The organism is Bradyrhizobium sp. th-b2, assembly GCF_000426785.1.
GTDB lineage: Bacteria > Pseudomonadota > Alphaproteobacteria > Rhizobiales > Xanthobacteraceae > Bradyrhizobium > Bradyrhizobium septentrionale.
Genome location: NZ_AUGA01000206.1, coordinates 1 through 2,437, shown reverse-complemented (window position 1 = coordinate 2,437; position 2,437 = coordinate 1). Strand labels below are relative to the sequence as shown.

Sequence of the window (2,437 nt, the reverse complement as noted above, 5' to 3'; positions counted from 1 at the left end):
CGCGGACCCATCATCGATTCAAGTCTCCCGCCCACACCGACAGAATGAATCAGTGATCTCCTTCGGATTCAACGGTCGAGTTTTTCAACACAATACAGGGCAAAGCGGACGCGACGTTTATAAGTACACGCGTAGCGAAGCGTTGCCCGCCGTCTTCGGGGTACGACGTTGGTGGGTTACGCCGGAGCCGTCATCGCGCCGCGCTTTTGCGCGGACCCGGTGGGCTAACCCCACCATACGGACCATCGTGATCCCGCTTAGATCGTTCGCACCTTCGATGACTTCGCGGTCTTTGCGCGTTTCACCGCGGCGTGAATATCGTGCGCCGCGTTTCGGCTGCGCTTCTTCGCGTCCAACGCCGCGTGCCGCGTTTTGGCGCCACCGCGGTGGGCGGCATTTTCCTGGCCATCGATCGGCGCCAGATGCGCCGGGTCAAAATCGAGATAGGGGCGTGCGACGCCAAACTCCTTGCCATGCGCGTCGACCCATTTCCAAAGCTTTTCCGACGATCTCCAACGGTCGTCGCGTGTCGCGCCGTCGATGCTGACGATGTCGGCCGCGAGCCCATGGCCGTAGCCGCCACGGAGGCTGCCGCCGTGATACGACCTGTTGCTGGCCGCCTTCAGCCCGCTTGCAATCGACTGGCGGTAGTCATCGCGGAAGGCGCTGGTGATGCCGGGCGACAGGCCGGCCCGTTCCGCCGCGAGAAGCGCATGGAAGAGCTTCAGCCTGAAACTCCGATCGACGCCTCCCATGACGTAGTCCATTATGGGCATGCTGGCTCTTTCGGCCGCCTTGGTGTCCTTCCAGGCGAAATCCTCATCGACAAGCCTGGTGAAGGTTCTGGTGACCGTCACCATCTTCTTCTTTCTCTTTACCGTCACCTCCCTCTGCTCCGGCACCTTGATGGTGTCCTCCTTCGGCGTCCTTTGATAGAGCGCCCACAGATAGCGGTCGATGCAGGCGTTGACGTCCCAGCACTCGTCGAGGATTTCGACGGAGTCCACCGCTGCCTTGACCCCGCGAGGCTCCGGATCCGGCGTGTTCGCTGCCGGCGTCTGCCCCGGTTGAGTGTCCGGCGGGAGCGCCGGATCGGTCAACGCGGCCGCGACGACAGGTTCCGTCTCGTGTACGGTCGGCGCAGCATTGGTGGTCGCCACCGCTTCCTGTTCGCTCATGGTCACCACTGCATCGGGGCCGTCGACGGCAGCGTTCGACGTGGCAGTTGCTGGTGATGTCGCGGATACGGCATCGGCGACAACATCAGGAGCACGGGAATCATCGACTGACGCACCGGTGACTGACGCACCGATCTTCTCGACGCCAGCCGCACCGAACGCCGCAAACCACGAGAACGACAGAACGACCGTCCCGCCCAACACCGCCGCCCGCACCCGCCGCGAGTTCATCATCCCAGCCTCCACGGGCTCCTCGGGAGCCAGATTGCAGCATGTGACGAGGCGGATTGTCGGCTCAGGGCGCGGTCGCGCAATGGCGAAAGAAGGTTAACGACGCATCTTTCTGACCGATGTTGCCCGAATGCAACTCGCGCCCTGGTGGCACTTTTCTGACACCGTCGAATTGGAACGGCGCCGAAGGTTCATCTCCCGGCGAAAGAGGTGAGACGAAACGGACATTGGGTCGCGGCGCAAACGAAAGCGGCTTCGCCAATGTTATCGGCTGTCGCGCCACGCATCTAGGTACGAGGGCACCTTCGCACTTCTTCAACATCCGCCTTCGATACGCCAATGTCGGCGAGCAGCCAGTCATCAAGTTCAAGAAGTTCCCTGTATTGGTGCTGTCGTTCCAACCACAGTGCTAATCCGGCCAGCCACGCAGCCGGGATTCTCCGGGGCCCCCTAAAGGCCGGAAAAGAGGCTGAAGCTGCGTCGAGAGTATTGGTTGAATTGTTGATCGTGCTGCCGCAAGGCATGTTTCACCTCCTCAATGGAGCGAAACAACGCTTGGCTGCGGGAGCTCATCGGGCGGTTGTGAATGGCCCGAGTGGCTTCTGTACTACAACCACCCTTGCTGCTCAATGGTCGATCTGAGGATCGCCAAAGAGACTCGGCATACCCGTGCTCCGTACCTTGCTGTCGCTCGCCGACGAGGTGATCGAATGAGGCCCGCTATTTGCTGCGGTGCATGTGTCGGTTGTTGGCGCATTCTGACCTGCCGTTCATGCTGAACGATGTCCGTTAGTTGAGGTGGAACGGAAAGTAGTCCGAACGCGCTCAAACCAACGCGAATGACCCAGAACTGGCGTCGACGGTCAAGGAAGTTGAAAAATTAATGCGCCGCACACCTCTGGCGATTGCGGCCCGTTAGATTACTTCGCAAGCCCGGATCATCGGACATCGCCTCGAAGATCCGCCACCAAACACCCTTGATGCTCCATCGACTGAAGCGCCGGAACACGCTGTTCCAGTCCCCAAAC

General features: G+C 60.7%; 2 protein-coding genes and 1 pseudogene. All 3 read right to left on the bottom strand.

Annotated features, from left to right (window positions below; translation table 11 throughout):
• Window positions 1-257: 257 nt before the first annotated feature.
• Window positions 258-1,394 carry a peptidase M15 gene (locus K359_RS63900; RefSeq protein ID WP_245284960.1) on the bottom strand — a complete coding sequence of 379 codons (1,137 nt, stop codon included), beginning with the start codon at window positions 1,392-1,394 and terminating at the stop codon, window positions 258-260.
• A gap of 302 nt (window positions 1,395-1,696) precedes the next feature.
• On the bottom strand, window positions 1,697-1,933 hold the full coding sequence (locus K359_RS60755; protein WP_156929138.1) for a DUF1127 domain-containing protein: 237 nt from the start codon (window positions 1,931-1,933) through the stop codon (window positions 1,697-1,699).
• Window positions 1,934-2,343: 410 nt separating this feature from the next.
• Window positions 2,344-2,437, bottom strand: a pseudogene (locus K359_RS62860) (IS5/IS1182 family transposase); the annotation flags it as partial.

Coding starts and splice junctions, on each gene's coding strand:
- K359_RS60755 (WP_156929138.1), bottom strand. CDS start 1,933: ATGCCTTGCGGCAGCACGATCAACAATTCAACCAATACTCTCGACGCA.